Below are 15,948 nucleotides of genomic sequence, written 5' to 3' on the forward strand. Positions count from 1 at the left end.
ACAGGGCGAAGGGGACCGCGATCACGTTACCTGAATGGGGACAACGGCCATTTCCGGCATCCCTCGACGTCGAGGCCCTCCTGGCGACGGGGTGGAAACCGCATGCCTTCCGCCAGTTCATTCTGAAGATTCACAGCCGATGCGACCTCGCCTGCCGCCATTGCTACGTGTACGAAATGGCCGACCAGAACTGGCGCAACCAGCCGAGGCGCATGTCCGAGGCCATCGCGAAAAAGGTGGCCCAGCGCATCGGCGAACACGCGATGACCCACGGGCTGACCGAGGTCGACGTCATCCTCCACGGGGGAGAGCCGCTGCTGGCCGGCCCCGATTTCATCGCTTACGTGGTGCGCGCCATCCGGCGGGAGATGGACACCGGCAGCGCGGTCAACGTGAGCATCCAGACCAACGGGATGCGGCTGGACGAGGAGTTCCTGAAACTCTTCGAACAGCTCGGCATCCGGGTCGGCGTCTCCCTCGACGGCGACGCCGTCGCCCACGACCGGCACCGCCTGTTCCGCGACGGGCGGGGCAGCTACGACCTGGTCAGCGATGCCATCGGGCGCCTGTCCCGCAGCCGCTACCACGGCCTGTTCAGCGGCCTGCTGTGCACGATCGACGTCCGCAACGACCCCCTGAAGACCTTCGAGGCGCTGCTGACCTTCGACCCGCCGGCCGTCGACTTCCTGCTGCCGCACGGCAACTGGTCGACCCCGCCGCCGTTCCGCGACGCGGGGTCGTCGTCGACCCCCTACGCCGACTGGCTCATTCCGATCTTCGACCGCTGGTATCGCACCGCCGAAACCGAGGTCCGGCTTTTCACCGAGATTCTCCGCCTGATAACCGGACGACCGTCGCGCAGCGAATCGATCGGGCTTTCCCCGGCGCTCCTGGCGGTGGTGGAGACCGACGGTTCCATAGAACAGTCCGATATTTTGAAATCCGCATATCACGGGGCTTCCGCCACGCCGTTGCACGTGCTCCGCGACCCCTTTGACGCGGCTCTGAGACTTCCTTCGCTGGTGGCCCGGCAGATCGGCATCGAGGCGCTCTCGCCGGTCTGTCGTGAATGCGACGTCGTGACGGCGTGCGGCGGCGGCCTCTATGCCCACCGCTACGACGAGAATTCCGGATTCCGGAATCCGAGCGTCTACTGTCCCGACCTCTACGCCCTGGTCAGCCATATTCACCGGGTTTTCGCGGAAGACGTGGCTCGGATGAGGGGAAACCGATGAGCATCCTCCCGCACCGAATCTCCGATGCGGCCTTCTCCGCACTGGCGTCGGGGGGTGGGGGAGCCGCCGCCATAGAGGAACTGCGCTCGGCCCAGTTCAGCAGGCACCTCATGCTGCTGCGCGGCGTCGTCGAGTCGTTCCCCGAGGTGAAGGTGGCGGAGGAGGCCTTCGCCGTCCTCGCCGATCTGCAGCGCGGCGCGGGCGGCGCGGTCGAGACGGTGCTCCGCTACCCGGCGGTCGGGGCCTGGGCGGCCCAGTGCCTGCGCGGTGCGGCCGACCCGGCCAGGCTCGCCGCGGTCGCGCTCGCCGCGGCCCATCTCGCGGGCCGCGAATGCCACCTCCCGGTGACCTCCCGGAACGGCTGGATGACCCTGCCCTCGGTCGGCGGCTTCCCCGCCACCGGCGCGTTCGACCTGAGCGTCGGCCCCGGAGGCGTCCGGGCCGACGGACGCCCCGTCGAAGGATGGCGCCCCCTCGCCCGGATCACCGCCGGCGGCTACACCGTCACCCTCGACGACCTCGACCCCCACCGCTGGTCCGACGGCGTCGACCTGCCCCGCCTCGACGCGCCGGAACGCGACGACTGGCAGTCCCGCCTCCGTGAGGCCTGGGACGTCCTCGCCGAACGCCACTGGACGGTACGCGACGAGGTCGCCACCGCCGTCAGCGTGCTCACCCCCATCGGCGCGCCCGCCGAGCGGCCCCGGAGCGAGTCCTCGCGGGAGGCGTTCGGCGCCATCGCCCTTTCGGCCCCGTCCGACGGCGTGTCGCTCGCCGAGACCTTCGCCCACGAGACCCAGCACGTGAAGCTCTACGCCCTCATGGACGTCGTGCCCCTGACGCTCCCGGACACCGGTGACCTCTACTACGCGCCCTGGCGGCCCGATCCCCGCCCAGCCCGCGGTCTGCTCAACGGCGCATACGCCTACCTCGGGGTGACCGGATTCTGGCGCCGCGAACGGGCGGCCGGGCATCCCCGCGCCGAGTACGAGTTCGCGCAGTGGCGTGAAGCCGCCTACGAGGCGACGCAGGCGCTGCTCGCCGGGCGAGGGCTCACCGCCGAGGGGGTGCGGTTCACCGAGAACATGGCCCGCACACTCGGGACCTGGGTCGGCGAGCCGGTCGGCGCCGAGGTGCTCGACGAAGCCCGCCGTGCGCAGTCGGCGCGCCGGCGGGCCTGGGAGGAACGAAACGAGATGTCGTCTAGAGCGGCTGAGGATCGAAGTCCGTATTGATGCGGCGGTTCTGCGCGGTGGCGACGGCGTCGGGCTGGTTGATGCCGTCGAGATCCTGGTAGCGCCGCAGCACCTCGGCCTTCAGCGCGTCGGCCTCGGCGGCCGAGCCGACGGCACGCAGGTCGAGCGCCAGATTCGCGGCCGCGGACAACGTCATGAAATGGTCTTCGCCGAAGAGGTCGCGGAGTCGTTGGTGCAGTGCCCGGCCACCCTTGACGGCCTCTTCGATCTCGCCGAGCGCCGCGAGGTCGGACTGCAAGTTGATCAGGCAGGTCAGCGGATAGTCGTGGTCCCAGCCCAGCCGGACGGCCAGCGCCTCGGCCGCCTCGTGGTTGATCCTCCTGGCCTCGGCGGCGTCTCCACGCAGGCGGTGCAGCACCGCGAGGTTGCTGCGGGAGGTGTGGGCGAAGGGGTGGTCGGCGTCGAATACCCGTGCGTAGAGAGGTGTCATCTCCAACGCCAGGGCGTAGGCCTCGTCGATGTTGCCTTTCGCCCGATGGGCGTTGGACAGGTTCACCCCGGCGGCCAGTGTGTCGGAGTGGAGGGGGCCGAGCAGACGCCGGAGTCCGTTGTAGGTCGTGTCGGCCAGGTCGAGCGCCTCGTTGAAGTCGCCGCGGCGTCGCAACGCGATCGACAGGTCCTTGGCGGCCAGCAGGGTGCCGTGGTTGTCGAGCGAGAACTGCTGGCGGCCGTAGTCGAAGGAGTCCTGCCCGAGGTAGACGGCCATGTCGTAGTCGCCGCAGAGGCGCACCGCCCTCGACAGCGCGCTCCAGGTGCTCAGCACCATCGACGAACCGACGCCGGTCCGGGCCGTGCTGAGGTCGCGCAGCAGGACCTGGAACATGTCGCGGGCGGTGACGTAGTCGCTCGTCAGGGAGTGGTCGATCGCCAGGTTGTGGCGTACGCGGAACATGCCGGTGGTGTCGGGGGTGGCGGCGTCCTGGTATCTCCGCAGCAGTTCGCCGCGCTGCTCGCGGGCCCGCTGGAACTCGCCGCGGGCGCGCAGCGTGCTGACATAGCTGTTGGTCGCCCACATCGTCTCGGAGTGGTCGGGCCCCAGTTCCTTACGCATCGCTTGGAGCGTGTCGTGGTCGGTCTGGTAGGCCAGCGTGTACTCGCCCATGCCGCGCAGGATGTTCCCGAGGTGCTTCCTGGCGACCAGGATGTCAGGGTGGCCGTCGCGCTCCTCGCGCGCGGTCCACTTGTCGATCAGCTCCTCGACCCGGGCGCGGGCCAGTTCGTAGTTCCCGACTCGGTAGAGGAACCGCACGGTGTTGAGCGCGAAGGTCCGGACGTCCGGCGTCGCGCACTCGGCCAGGTTGGAGTAGCCGATGTGCGGCACCAGTTCCTCGAACGCCTTCCAGTTCGCGGTGTCCTCCGGATCCTTGGGCGCGGAGTGCGCGAGCAGGAGATGCACCTCGTGCCGGATGTCGTGCTGCTGCTTGGGGTCGAGCTCCTCGCGGAGCAGCGACTGGATCAGCCGGTGGACCTGGATCGTCCGGGTGGTCGAGTCGATCTTCGCGAGGGCGAACCGGCCGAGTACGCTGAGCGCCTTCGTGAGCAGCAGCGGATCGGCGAGAATCGGGGCGATACGCGGGGTCTCGGCCTCGGTGCCGCGACGGAAGACATCGCGCGGGATCGGTTCGGGGCCGAAGAACGCGCAACAGCGCAGGATGTCGATCGCCTCCGGCAACCGAGTGCGGAGCTGGTGCACAGACAACTGCCAGGCCGCCGCCATCGACTGCGGGTAGTCGTCGGACCTGCCCATGCGCATCAGTCCGGTGGTCTGGGACTCGAGCAGGGCAAGGTACTCGTCGAGGTCCATCGCCGTCTCGTACATCAGGGCGCCCGCCTGCTCCAGGGCGATGGGCAGGTCGCCGAGCTTCTCTGCCAAGATGTCGAGCTTCTCGTCGGGCAGCTCCCGGCGGATGCGCTTGGCCAGGAAGGTCTTGCTCTCCTCGCGGTCGAACACGTCGACGCGCAGGGTCTGCACCCGGCTGCCCCACTGAGGGTTGCGCGAGGTGATGAGGGCGTGCCCGGGGCCGCTGGGGATGTAGTCGCGCAGCGAGGCCGGGTCGTCGGCGTTGTCGAAGATGAGCAGCCATTTGCGATAGGGCTCACCCCGCTCCAGCGCGCGTTTCACCGTGCGGGCCGTCTCTTCGATGCCCAGGCCGGCACTGGTCGGCAGGCCGAGGTGGGGAGCCAGCGCGGCGAGCGAGGCCGGCACGAGTTCGCGTTTCTCGGCGGGGATCCAGTAGACGACGTCGTAATGCCGCCGGTAACGCCAGGCGTATTCGATCGCGAGCTGGGTCTTTCCGACACCGCCCTGCCCCTGTAAGGCGCTCGCCCTCGGCTCCAGCACCACCGTGCTCACCTGGGCGACGTTGTCGCGGAGGGCCAGCAGAAGATCTTCTCGTCCGGTGAAGTGGGGATTCTTCGGCGGGACCCGTTCCCAGACCGGGGGGGCCCCATCGGAAGTCGAGTGCGCTGCCTGGGAAAGCTCCACGAAAAACCTCCGGCCCTGTCCCAAATGGGGAACCTTGGATTACGCCGTAATGCTAGAGCTTGATTCACTGCCCCGGTCACCACAGAATCGTAAGGAAGCATGGTGACGTTGCGGGAAACCTCCAAGAGGAGGAACCGGTCCGGGTGCCGGGAAAAGGACGCCCGTAACCTGCCCTCACGGTGCGAGGAGTGCACATGCAGGAAAATCAGATCGGTGGGATTCCCAATTACGGATCGCTGTCCCTCCGGGATCTCATGGCGATGAGCGTGCAGCGTCCCGCTCTGTACTGGGTACTCGCCGAAGGCGTGGCCGTCGCGAGATTCACAAGCAGCTATTAAAGCACGCTGTCCGCAGACGCGACGGACCGGCCCACAAGCGATCAGAGTGTATATACGTGCCAGAGAGCGGCCGTGGGCCGGTTCGAATCTGAGGTGATCTTTGCACGACATGGACGAGGGTGACTGGGAGCGTCTGATCTTCCAGTTGACCAAAGGCGCCTGCACGCCGTTTCTGGGAGCCGGGGCCTGCGCCGGAGTGCTCCCATCGGGCTCCGAGCTCAGTGAGACCCTGGCCGACCAGTGGGAATACCCCTATTCCGACAAGGGAAATCTCGTCAAGGTCGCCCAATATGGCAAAATGAAGTTCGGTGAGGCGCTGTACGTCAAGGAGAAGATCTGCCAGGCGCTGTCCACCGGCGCCACTCCCGATTTCGGCGACCCCGCCGAACCCCACGCCATGCTCGCGCGTTTCCCGCTGCCGGTCTATCTGACAACCAATTTCGACGACTTCATCGTCAGGTCGTTACGCGCCGCCGGTAAGGATCCCCACGTGATGCTCTGTCCGTGGAATCCGGGGATCACATTCGACGAGGAACTTCGCCGCCGAAACATCGGCTGGAATCCACAGCCCGATGCGCCGCTCGTCTATCACCTGCACGGACGCCTGGGAACGCCGGAGTCGATCGTGGTGACCGAAGACGACCATCTCGAATTCCTCACCAATCTGGCTTTTGATCGTGCGTCGGATGAACCCACCATGCTCCCGCCAGTGATTCTCGGCGCCCTGACCACGCGGTCGCTGTTGTTCATCGGCTACAGCCAGCATGACTGGACCTTCCGGCTGCTGTTCAACAGCCTCACCCGCGCGGTGCCGGGAATCAACCGCCGCCGGCATCTGAGCGTGCAGTTGTCACCAGCGGGCGACGCCGCCGCGGTGAAAGGGCTGCAACGACAGGTGGAGCGGCACTATGGAGAGTGGAATGTCTCGGTTTTCTGGGGGACGGCCGAAGAGTTCAGCAGGCAACTTCTGGGGCGGATGACGACGTGAACCGGGGCAGTGGAGGTTCGGCGGCGCACCGGCCCTACGTCGGCCTGCGGGCGTTCCGCGCCGACGACGCCTACCGGTTCTTCGGCCGGGCGCGGGCGGCTCACGACCTGGCCGCCCACTGGCAGGCCAACCGTCTCACGATCCTCCACGGTCCTTCCGGCGCGGGTAAGACCTCCTTGCTCCAAGCCGGCGTGTTGCCGCTGCTCGATCCCGAGACCACCGACACCCTCCCGGTCGGCCGGGTGTCGTACGGGTCCGCGTTCCCGGTCGTCGACGGCGCGATCTATCCCGCTGCGGCGCTGCCTCCGCAGCACAATCCCCACGTCTTCGCGCTCCTGACGGCGTGGGCTCCCAATGAGTCCCCGGCCCGGCTCGCCGGCCTGACGCTGGAGGGTTACCTGCGCAGCCGCCCGGCCCGGCAGGATCCGTACGGCGATCCGATGCCGGTGCTGCTGGCGATCGACCAGGCCGAGGAACTCTTCGACGGCTTCACTCATCGCCAGGTCTACCGGGAGTGGTTCCTCGACCAGCTCAAACGGGCGCTTGAGGCGGACAGGAACCTCCGGCTGCTCATGTGCGTCCGCGACGACCACCTCGCCTCGATCATGCCGTACGGCCGCAAGCTGGCCGCCAACGACCATCGCCGGCTCCGGCTCGACGCCTTCGACCCGGATGAGGCCCGCGAGGCCATCACCGGACCCGTCCGTGGCACCGGGCGCGTCTACGACCGGTCCGCGGTCGACCGGCTGCTCAGCGACCTGGCAGCCGACTCACCCCCGGGTGACCGCCGAGCCGAGCCGGTGCGGCTCCAGGCCGCCTGCTCGATGGTGTGGCGCTCGCTGCCGCCCGGCGTCCGGACCATCACCGAGGCCCATGTCGGCGACATCGCGGCCACCGACAAGCAGGTCACCACCTACTGCGAGCTCATGGTCCGGGAGGTCGCGGCGGCCCATCTCGACGGCGACACCGGGCGGCTGCTGTCGTGGCTGGCGCGCACGTTCGTCACCCAACTGGTCACCCGGCGGAGGGTCCGGGTCAGGGAGAACGTCACCGTGGGCATGGACAACGCGATCGTCGAGGCGCTGGTACGGCGCGACATCCTGCTGCGCGACGCCGAATGGTGCGAGCTGTCGCACGATCGGCTCATCCAGCCCATCCTCCAGGCGGCAGGGCCGGTCGACCTGTCCGCGTCCGGGTCCGACCCCGACGACCTGCTGGGCTCGGCCGAGCTCGCGCTCCGCGATCGCGACCTCGAACAGGCGAAGACGCGGGCGCGGGCGGCGTTCGACAGGGTCAGGGGCGACCGGCGGCTGGAGGCGGAGATCCACACCTTCCTGGGCAACATCGCCCACCAGGAGCAGGAGTACGCCTCCTCCATCGACCACTACCTCAGGGCGGCGGAGCTGTTCGAGTCGCTCAGCGCCTTCGACGCGGTGGGGCGCCTGCTGGTCGGTATGGGCTGGCTGCGGCTCGCGCAAGGGCGCTCGGATCTCGCCGTCGAGGAGCTCAACATCGCGCAGGGCCGATACAGCCACGACCTGAGCATCAAGACCGCCTTCGCCTGGGCCCTGTGGCACGACGGCGCCCCCGCGCTCGCCCGCGACACGGTCACCGACGTGCTGGAGCAGGACGGTGACGCCCACGACGCGCTCCAGGCCCGCGGGGAGTTCTTGGCGAGTATGGGGGAGTCCGAGGCAGCGTTCGCCGACCTCGAAAGGGCCGGCCCGCTGCAGTGGCCGTCCACCAAAGCCGCCCACGCGCTCGCGGCGGCCAGGCTGGCCGAGGCCCCTGAGCCCGCGTCGGCCATCAGGGAGGAGATCCGCGAGGCGCTGGAGGACGCTCCCGACAGCGGCCCGGTCTGGCTTTACTCGGCCTGGATCAATCTGGTGCAGGCTGAGCACGATCCGGCCGACGAGACGATCAGGGAACACGCCCGGCGAGCTCTCAAGGCCCGATCGCCTGCCTTGCCCCGCCATCTGAGAGACGAGGCGCGGCGGCTCGCCGCGTCAGGAGACCGATAATCGGGCGAGCCCTGTCCGATAAATATCCTCATCAAGCGTCCTGGCCGGGGAAGTGGAGACTTAAACGTCTCCTGCGGCGAAGGGCATCATGAGATTGTCATCCGAACGGCGGCCTTGCATCTCCCACCGGTCCATGCAGAAGAATCGCGGCCGGCGATGAAAGACGTGAGCCCGAGAATGCGGCGCGTTTTGCCGGAGAGCTTTCTGGCACTGGCGACCGGAGGCGGCGGCACCCGGGTGATGGCCGAGCTGAAAGCAGCCCAGTTCGACAAACACCGCGTGTTACTGGCGGCCGTGGTGCAGATCTCGCAGCGGCGGCGAGACGTCGCGGACGCCTATGCGCTGCTGGCCGACCTGGAAGACGCCACACCACGTGCGGTCCACGATGTCGTCGGTTATCCGGCCGTGGGGATGTGGGCGGCGCAGGTGTTGCGGCAGGAGGCTGATCCTGGTCGGATGTCCGCCGTGGCACTGGCCGCGGCTTTTCGGGCCGGCCAGGAGTGCCGTCTCCCCGTGACGGCTCATGACGGCTGGGTCACGCTGCCCTCATTAGGGGGTTTCCCGGCTCGGGGTACGCGCCTGGTCGGGGTTGGGGGCGAGGGCGTGCTGGCCGACGGCCGGCCGGTCACGGGTTGGCAAGCTGTCACCAGGATCGAGAGTGGCGATCAGTCGATGGTGATCGACGATCTCGACCCGTACCGCTGGGTCGGTGACCTCACTCGTCTCGACGGAGGAGATACCTGGTCCCGGCTGTTGTCGGAGGCGTGGCGGCTGCTCATCGAGCGGCACCAGACCTCGTGGGAGGAGATCAGGACCGGGATCGGCATGCTCACCCCGATCTCCGCCCCCGCAGGACGGCCGCGCAGTGAATCGTCCAAGTACGCCTTCGGCGCGATCGCCCTGTCGCGTCCGGCCGACGCCGTGTCACTCGCCGAGACGTTGGTCCATGAGACCCAGCACGTGAAGTTCCACGCCCTCAACGACCTCGTCCGGTTGGTCGAGCCGGGCCATCAGGGCCGCTACTACGCCCCCTGGCGGCCCGATCCCCGTCCTGCCTTGGGCCTTCTCAACGGCACGTACGCCTTTCTCGGCGTCACTGGTTTCTGGCGGCGGATGCGTCACGCCGCCGATGAGAGGTGTGCCCACCGTGCTGAGGTCGAGTTCGCCCAGTGGCGGGAGGCGGTGTACGAGGCGGCGTGCCTACTGCTGTCAGGTTCGGCGCTGACCCCGGCCGGAGCCGAGTTCGCCGAAGGGATGGCGGGCACTCTTCGGCGCTGGATCGACGAACCGGTGGAATCTTGGGCGCTCGCGCGGGCACGTGAGATGCAGGCGGCCCGCCGCGCGGCCTGGGAACGGCGTAATGATCGCTCCGCCCAAGCGGCGGGTTGAATGAAACGTGCACACTCGTTTCGACGGTTACGGAAATCCGATACAGGAGTATTTCATGTCTTCCGAAGACATCGCCGCTTATGCGGAAGTCCCGCTGCGTGACTTGCTGGAGATGGAGCTCCGCAGTCCGGCGTTGAAGTACGTCCGGGACGACGACGATCCGGTCGCCAGATTTCAAAGCGCATATTAGGAGATCGTGGCCAGGATCTCCCAAAATCCGTGGGGCGAAGTACTCTAAAGCGGGGTGAACCACATTTATGTGGTTACGGGGAGGCAATCTTGACCGTGGTCGTCGTCATGCCTGACGGAAGAAGACTGGCCGTCGAGGATCGCGGCGCTCCCACGGGCAGGCCGGTCTTCCTGCTCCACGGCACACCCGGCAGCCGAACCGGACCGGCCCCCCGGGCCGGTGTGCTCTACCGTCTCGGCGTACGTCTGATCACCTTCGACCGGCCGGGATACGGCGATTCCGACCGCAACCCCGGCCGGACCATCGGCAGCGGAGCGGCCGATGTGGCGGCGGTGGCCGACTGGCTGGGCATTGAGCGGTTCGCCGTCGTCGGCCGGTCGGGAGGAGCTCCGCACGCCCTCGGCTGCGCCGCGCTGCTGCGGGACCGGGTCGTCCGCGCGGCCGCGCTGGTGGGTCTGGCGCCCAGAGGAGCCGAGGGTCTCGACTGGTTCGAAGGTATGACCGCCTCGAACGTGCGGGAGTTCACCGTGGCCAGAGTGGGGTTGTCGGCCGTGGCGGCCAGCCTCGGGGCGGCCGCCGCACAGATCCGGGCCGATCCGGCCGGCAAGATCGTCGGGCTCACCGAGGAGGCGCCGGAGTCCGACCGCCGCACCGTCTCCGACATCGGCATCCGCCGCATGTTGCTCCGCAACTTCGCCGAGGGGCTGCGCCATTCCAGCGACGGGTGGGTGGACGACGTGCTCGCGTTCTGTACCGACTGGACGTTCGACCCTGCGGCGATCAAGGTGCCCACGCTCCTGTGGCACGGTGAGAACGACGTGTTCTCACCGGTCAGCCACGCCCGCTGGTTGCGGCGGCGCATCCCGGGCGCGATGCTGCGCATCGAGCGCGGGGTGGCCCACTTCGGCGCCCTCGACATCCTTCCGGACGTCCTGGTCTGGCTGACCCAGGACTAGATCGGCTGTGGCTCCAGATCCCTGTTGATGCGCTTCCAGCTCTTCAGGGACGCGATCAATGGGTGTGCGTCGCCCAGTCTCGCCGCCATGGCGTCCAGGGTCCGTGCCTGCAGTTCGCCCGCCTGAGCGGTGCGACCCGACTCGAGCAAGGTGATGGCCAGGTCGGCCTGACAGACGATCGTGTCGGGATGCCGTTCGCCGAGCGTCTTGACGAGGCCCTCGCGGGACTCACGGAAGTGCGCCTCGGCACGCTGGTGGTCGCCGAGGTCCGATCGGCAGTTGGCGACGTTGATCATGCAGGTCAGAGCGAAGGGGTGATTCGGGCCGAGGTGGTGGCGGAAGGCTTCGAGCGTCTCCTCGCCGAGCCGTAACGCGTCTTCGGGGCGCCCGAGAGCGCGCAGATAGATGGCGACGTTGTTGGCGGCGACCCGAGCGTAGGGGTGGCCGGCCCAGAACAACTCGGCGTACCTCTGCCGGGTCACCTCCGCCAGTTCATACGCCCCGGCCTTGTCCTCAAGCGCCGAGCGGCAGGAGGCGAGTTCGAGGAGGGCGGCCGGAGTCTCGGGGTGGGACGGGTATCGCCGCTGGAACCTCTCGGCCACCCGTTCGGCGATGACGAACGCCTCCTCCTGCCGGCCCGCCTTGCGAAGCGACACCGACAGACTCTTCTCGGCCCGGAGCAACTCGATGTCGTCGTCGCTGAGTGCGTCCTTGTAGGCGCCGATCGTGGTGGCCAGCCATTCGGCCGACTCGTGATAGTCGCCGACTTCGCGGAGATCCCGGGCGAGGTTCTGGGCGGTGCTCAGCGTGTTCGGGTGCAGGGGGCCGAGGACCTGCTTCATCCGCTCATAGGTGTCCTCGTCGAGATCGCGGGCGCTGAAGCAGTCGCCGATCAGCCGGTAGGAGACCGCGAGGTTGTTCGCCGCGTTGAGCGTCTTGTTGTGGTCTTCGCCGTAGAGCTCCCGCCACAGCTCATACGTCTTGCGGTCGAACTCGAGTGCCTTGTCGAACTCGCCGTTGGCCCGCAGGTCGGCTCCCAGGGTTCCGCGGGTGGCCAGGGTGTGCGGGTGGTCGTCGCCGAGCAGGGCGTGCTGCTGGGCCAGGGTCCACTCGCTGAGCCGGAGTGAGGTCTGCGGCTTGCCGAGCCAGCGGTGCGCGTTGCTGACGTTGTTGAGCAGCAGCAGCCGTTGCCGCTCGATCTGGCCGAACTTCGCCTCCCAGAAGTCCGCCAGCCGCTGACCCAGATCGAGCGCGTTGGTGTACTCACCACGCTGGATGTAGTAGCGAACTCGTTCGATGAGGAGTTTGCGGGTCTCCTCCTCCACGCAGTTCTCGGCCTCCGACGGCAGCAGGTGCGGCCAGATGATGTCGTAGCGCGGCCAGTTCGCGGGGTCGTCGACGTCTCCCTTCGTCGGGCGTGCGCCGACCAGGATGTCGTGCACCTCGTGCGACGTCGATTCGGTCTCCTCTTTGGTCATCTGGTTGCGGATCACGGTCTGCACCAGGCGGTGCAGCTGGATCGTGTTGGTGGCCGGGTCGACCTTGGCGAGGGCGAACCGGGTGACCTCGCGGATCAGCCGGCCGATCATCACCTTCTCGCCCAGGAGGCTGGGGTCGTACTTGAGCAGAGCCCGCATCATCTCGTTGCTGTAGATCAGCTCTTGGGAGATCGGCTCCGCGGCGAAGAACGCGCACAGCTGCAACAGCCGGACCGCCGCCGGTGAGCGCTCCTTCAGCCGGGCCAGTGAGATGTTCCAGGTCAGCGCCACGGGAAGCGGATAACCACGCGGCGGCTCGGTGAGCAGCAGCTCGGCGCCCTGCCTCAGCTGGGCCAGATACTCCGAGGCCGGTACGGCGGTCTCCGCCAGCCAGGCCGCCGCCTGCTCGATCGCGAGCGGCAGATGTCCCAGTTCGACGGCGACGGCGAGCGCGCCCTCCCGGTCGAGTGAGGGCACCCGGCGGTTGAAGTGCTCCAGGCTCTCCTCCTGGCTGAACACGTCGACCTCGAGCGGCGCCGCCACATCGGCCCAGGCGCGGTTTCGCGAGGTCGCCAGCACGTGGCCGGCGCCGCCTGGCAGGTGGTTCTGCACGTCTTCGGGATCGGCGTTGTCGAAGATGAGCAGCCAGCGCATCTGCCCGACACGTAACGCCTCACGGGCCGCCTCGGCGCCGGCCACGACGCTGTCGCCGTATCGGAGGCCGAGTTTGGTGGCCAGTTCGGCGAGCGCGGTGTTGATGAAGTCGGGCTGTTCGGCGGAGATCCACCAGACCAGGTCGTAGTCCGCGCGGAAACGGTGCGCGTACTCGAGCGCGACCTGGGTCTTCCCGACGCCGCCGAGACCGTGCAGGGCGATGATCTGCTGAGGCTGGGGGATCGTCCGGTTGAGGCCGACGAGCTGGTCGCGGAGCGTCTCCATCGCGGTGCTGCGGCCGGTGAACGTGTTGTTCCGCGGGCCGACGTTCCAGATCGGCGGCACGGCGCCGGGGAAGCGAGACCCCAGCTGCAGGTCGACGGCGTAGTCGCGCGGGTCGCGTCCCACCGAGCGCAGCAGCGCCTCCGTCGCCTGGTCGACGTTCAGGCGGAACAGATCGACCGGGGGGTGGTCGCCGAAGGGCGCGGTAATCCGCACCTCGGCGACCCGCAGCGCGATCTGCGACCGTGGTTTCAACAGGTCGGTGGTGGCCGGGCCTGATTCCTCGTCCTGCTCGGCGAGAACACGCAGGTAAGCGGGGGACACCAGAGCCATGAACTGCATGTGGGGATCGGGGAGCGGCTCGGGGGTCTTGGGCGGCAAGGCCTTGGGGACGACCCGGCAGCCCACCCGTTCCAGAATCGACCCGATCCAGTCGGCCCACATCCGGTCTTCGGGCACGTAACTCAGCAGAACGTCGGCCTGGTCTGCGGCCCGGCGCCGGGTGAAGGCGTCCAGCCAGCGAGTGCGGACCGCCTCCTCCATGGGTGGGATCGAGGTCACGGCTCCATCCGTGATCGCGCCGGCCAGCCGTTCGTAGGCCGCCAGCAGCGACGTCGGCGATCCGGCACCGTCGCCGAACGTCGCCAGCGTCTCCTCGAAGGCGTAGAAGCGCTTGTACGGGATCTCGACCGCCCCCCAGTACCTGCTGCGCTCCTCTGAAGTCATCTTCGCGGGCAGGTTGTCGAACCGGCTCCGTGCGAGTTGGCGTCCGGCGTCGAGTTTCTCCTTTTCGCCGTCGTCGATCCGCATCGGCACAGGGAGGATCCGGATAGGCCGGGTGCGGACGCGATCCTCGATGTAGCGGGCCACCTTCGCGGCCCCGTCGATACTCTGGTCCGCCATGGTGAAGCAGTCGACGAGGATGTCGGGCAGATGCGCGGTGCAGATGTCGGCGATGTCGCTGCGGCCGGTCCTGCTGTCGATCAGGGTGTAGTCGTAGTTGGCCTTCATGTCGGCGCGCATCGCGTCGAAGAACAGCCCGCCGCCGAGGCGGTCGTAGAGGTTGTCCCAGTCGAAGGTGGACACGAGCGACGAATAGTCGCGGTTCTGCTGTCCGGCGGAGATGAAGTCGAGGGTCCCTTCACCCGGGAACTCCCACTCCAGCGACACGGCGTGGGGCATCACCTTGGCGTAGTCGAGGTGCCAGTCGGTGGCCCGCTGCTGCGGACGGATGGCCGCCCACACGTACTCGTTGATGATGTCGATCACGCCCGGTGTGGAGGCGATGACCTCGTCGTCGAGGAAGGGATGGTAGAACCTGTGCAGACCGGGCGACTCCAGGTCCCAGTCGACGACGAGGACCCGCTTGCCGTTCGCGGCCAGCACCCAGGCCGTGTTGGCCAGCGCCATCGTCCGTCCCGTTCCGCCCTTATAGGAGTAGAACGTGATGATCTGGCCTTCGCCGTCAGTCATCGGATCCTCCGCCTCCGCTGTCCTTCGGGGGATACGGCGTGGCCTTCCTGAGGAACTGGTTGCCCGCCCGGTTCAGCGCGTCCGGAAATGCCCGCCTGAAGTTGGAGAAGTGGTCGATCGACTCGGTGGACAGATCAGACCATCGTTTGCTGAGCGTCGCCCGCAACATCGACTGGAGATACGGCTGCCGTGCCGCGGTCTCTCCGTCGTTCAGGTTCCACGGAATGATCACGCTGACCCAGGGCAACTCCGCTCGGTCGAACGCGGCCAGCGCGGCGAGGCACAGCGGATCGGTCAGTGCCCACGGGTCGACGATCATGACGCCGGGTCCGGTCGGTTGTTTGCCGGCCAGCAGATCGGGGCTGAAGTCCGACAGCGTTCCGAGTTCGGTGCGGAACCCGTGCGCCGTGGCCAGTTCCACGGCGTACGAGATCAGCGAGCGCGGCTGATCTTCGTTGCGGAAGGGGTTCCAGTCCTCTGGCAGGCGTCCGTAGAAGAACGGATTGCGGTCGGCGGGTAAGCTCTCCCGGCCGGGCGCGACGATGGTGAGTGTCACCGACTGCGCCGCGTCGAAGTCCTCGAACGCGCTGCCGAGCGAGGGGAAGTCGAGCGGTTCGATGGGGTCCAAGGGCGTGCTCTCACCCACCTGGACGATGCGTGTCGCCAGCGCATGCGCGGCCCTCTGGTAATGAGCGCGCCGGATGGCCAGCTTGGTCAGACCGTAGAAGCCCTCGTCACGGTAGTACGGCCCCAGCTTGTCGTGGGAGAACTGGATCGACCGTGCGACCAGGGGGAGCGCTTCGGGCTGCATCGGCGTCCACAACGCGGGGACGATCGCCTCGGGGCGGTGGTCGTCCGATCCCGGCTGACTGTTGAGCCTGTGGACGAAAGCGGTCCATTCACGCCCGCAGTTCTGGCTGACGAAATAGCGCGGGGAGTAGAGCGGCACGAAAACCTGGCAGGTGGCGAGGGCCTCGGCCAATCGCCGGCTCCACAGATGGCCGGTGAGAAGCCGCCCGGTGTCCATGAACCCCGCCATCGACGGATCGGGAAGTCTCGTGAGTTCGAGGACGATGTCGCACAGGTCTTTGAAGAGCTTCGCGACCCACCGGTTCGCCTTCGGATCTTCATTCGGCGTGTGAGCATAGCTGAGAAAAAAGTAGGGGCCGGGCGGCCGGGGAGTTGACTGCAGGACCATCCGTC

The 15,948-nt window shown here is 67.8% G+C and carries 10 protein-coding genes; 7 read left to right on the forward strand and 3 right to left on the reverse strand.

All coding sequences use genetic code 11. The features are described 5' to 3' along the window. The first annotated feature begins 119 nt into the window (after positions 1-119). A complete protein-coding gene (locus FDA94_RS10240; RefSeq protein ID WP_281286557.1) occupies positions 120-1,235 on the forward strand; it encodes an FxsB family cyclophane-forming radical SAM/SPASM peptide maturase in 1,116 nt (371 codons plus the stop codon). Next, positions 1,232-2,470, forward strand: a complete 1,239-nt coding sequence (locus FDA94_RS10245; RefSeq protein WP_137246813.1) for an HEXXH motif domain-containing protein — start codon at positions 1,232-1,234, stop codon at positions 2,468-2,470. The genes FDA94_RS10240 and FDA94_RS10245 overlap by 4 nt, the downstream gene beginning before the upstream one ends. Here the strand turns inward: FDA94_RS10245 and fxsT (FDA94_RS10250) are convergent. Further along, complete coding sequence (gene fxsT, locus FDA94_RS10250) at positions 2,439-4,976, reverse strand: FxSxx-COOH system tetratricopeptide repeat protein (protein WP_246059711.1); 2,538 nt, start codon at positions 4,974-4,976, stop codon at positions 2,439-2,441. The genes FDA94_RS10245 and fxsT (FDA94_RS10250) overlap by 32 nt on opposite strands. Before the next feature lie 447 nt (positions 4,977-5,423). On the opposite strand from fxsT (FDA94_RS10250), the gene FDA94_RS10255 reads away from it, so the two are divergent. From FDA94_RS10255 to FDA94_RS10270, 5 genes are all read left to right on the forward strand, one after another. Beyond that, complete coding sequence (locus tag FDA94_RS10255) at positions 5,424-6,302, forward strand: SIR2 family NAD-dependent protein deacylase (RefSeq protein ID WP_137246815.1); 879 nt, start codon at positions 5,424-5,426, stop codon at positions 6,300-6,302. Further along, complete coding sequence (locus tag FDA94_RS10260) at positions 6,299-8,323, forward strand: tetratricopeptide repeat protein (protein WP_137246816.1); 2,025 nt, start codon at positions 6,299-6,301, stop codon at positions 8,321-8,323. Before FDA94_RS10255 ends, FDA94_RS10260 begins: the two co-directional genes overlap by 4 nt. 156 nt (positions 8,324-8,479) lie before the next feature. After that, positions 8,480-9,712 carry an HEXXH motif domain-containing protein gene (locus FDA94_RS10265; protein WP_137246817.1) on the forward strand — a complete coding sequence of 411 codons (1,233 nt, stop codon included), beginning with the start codon at positions 8,480-8,482 and terminating at the stop codon, positions 9,710-9,712. Positions 9,713-9,767: 55 nt separating this feature from the next. Then, positions 9,768-9,902, forward strand: a complete 135-nt coding sequence (locus FDA94_RS41040) for a hypothetical protein (protein WP_281286553.1) — start codon at positions 9,768-9,770, stop codon at positions 9,900-9,902. A gap of 95 nt (positions 9,903-9,997) precedes the next feature. Continuing rightward, on the forward strand, positions 9,998-10,858 hold the full coding sequence (locus FDA94_RS10270) for an alpha/beta fold hydrolase (RefSeq protein ID WP_246059728.1): 861 nt from the start codon (positions 9,998-10,000) through the stop codon (positions 10,856-10,858). Here FDA94_RS10270 and fxsT (FDA94_RS10275) read toward each other — a convergent pair. After that, the gene (gene fxsT / locus FDA94_RS10275) at positions 10,855-14,745 is read right to left on the reverse strand and encodes an FxSxx-COOH system tetratricopeptide repeat protein (protein WP_137246818.1); all 3,891 of its coding nucleotides are present in this window, start codon (positions 14,743-14,745) and stop codon (positions 10,855-10,857) included. The genes FDA94_RS10270 and fxsT (FDA94_RS10275) overlap by 4 nt on opposite strands. Beyond that, a complete protein-coding gene (locus FDA94_RS10280) occupies positions 14,738-15,943 on the reverse strand; it encodes a TIR-like protein FxsC (RefSeq protein ID WP_137246819.1) in 1,206 nt (401 codons plus the stop codon). The genes fxsT (FDA94_RS10275) and FDA94_RS10280 overlap by 8 nt, the downstream gene beginning before the upstream one ends. Between the last annotated feature and the right edge of the window lie 5 nt (positions 15,944-15,948).

The organism is Herbidospora galbida (genome assembly GCF_005233835.1).
GTDB classification, from domain to species: Bacteria; Actinomycetota; Actinomycetes; order Streptosporangiales; family Streptosporangiaceae; genus Herbidospora; species Herbidospora galbida.